Consider the following 936-nt stretch of genomic DNA (forward strand, 5'->3'; position numbering starts at 1 on the left):
CAGGATGTGCGACAGCGGCTCGTCGCCCTTGGCCTGCGTGGAGTTCTCCGCGCACTGCTGGTTCTGCGGGGAGGCCAGGACGTTGACGTCCTGCACGGTGATCGGGATGGCACCGATGAGCGAGCCCAGATTGGCCTTGATCGGCGCGCCGACGCAGAGCTTGTTGAGCGAGCCCTGGACCAGTTCGAGCTGCGGGCTCATCTTGCCCTTGGTGGAGGAGTTGCCGAAGGCCTGCTTGGCACCGTTGCCGCTGAGGGAGGTGGTGCCGGTGTCGTCGCCGACGGCGAGCGCGATGGGCGCCGCCGCAGCCGACATGCCGACCACGGAGGCGGCGACGGCGGCGCCGGCCATAATCTTCTTGATCACGATGGGGTCCTTTTCTCAGGAAATGCAGGTGGGGCGACCTGGACAACCGCATGTCAGCGGTTTGGTTCCGCTGCTTCACTCGTTCGGCTAGTTGATCGCCGGTAATAGGCCATTGGGGTGAAGGGCCAGAACCAAACAGGCGGCGGGAAGTTGCTCAGGGGGCCCCGGGGTCTTGGGGCATCCGTCAGAAGGGGACTCATCGTGATGATCAAGAAGGTCGTGGCCGGCGCGGCCGTCGCCGCCTCTGTCGTCGGCGTTTCGGCCGCCGCCGCTCCGCAGGCTCTCGCCGTCGGCAACGACGGCGGCACCACCTCCCTCAGCGGGAACAACGCCTGGCAGGCCTACGGCAATTCGGCGACGTACGGCCACATGAGCCCGCAGATGGCGCTCATCCAGGGCTCGCTCAACAAGCCCTGCATCGGTCTGCCCGCCAAGCTCAACGCCGGCTCCCTGCTGGGCCTTGTGCCGATCTCGGTCCAGGACATCAACGTGCTGTCGTCGCCGCAGAACCAGCAGTGTGTCGAGAACTCGACGCAGGCCAAGGGCGACGAGCCGCTGTCGCACATCCTG

2 protein-coding genes are annotated in these 936 nt (G+C 66.5%); one reads left to right on the forward strand and one right to left on the reverse strand.

Going from position 1 to position 936, the window contains the following annotated elements; genetic code table 11:
* On the reverse strand, nt 1-363 hold a 363-nt coding region (locus BFF77_RS29050), incomplete at its 3' end, for a rodlin (protein WP_211280340.1).
* Nucleotides 364-570: 207 nt separating this feature from the next.
* On the opposite strand from BFF77_RS29050, the gene BFF77_RS29055 reads away from it, so the two are divergent.
* A partial coding sequence (locus BFF77_RS29055; RefSeq protein WP_066955756.1) for a rodlin occupies nt 571-936 on the forward strand: 366 nt, incomplete at its 3' end.

The organism is Streptomyces lushanensis (assembly GCF_001700515.1).
GTDB lineage: Bacteria > Actinomycetota > Actinomycetes > Streptomycetales > Streptomycetaceae > Streptomyces > Streptomyces lushanensis.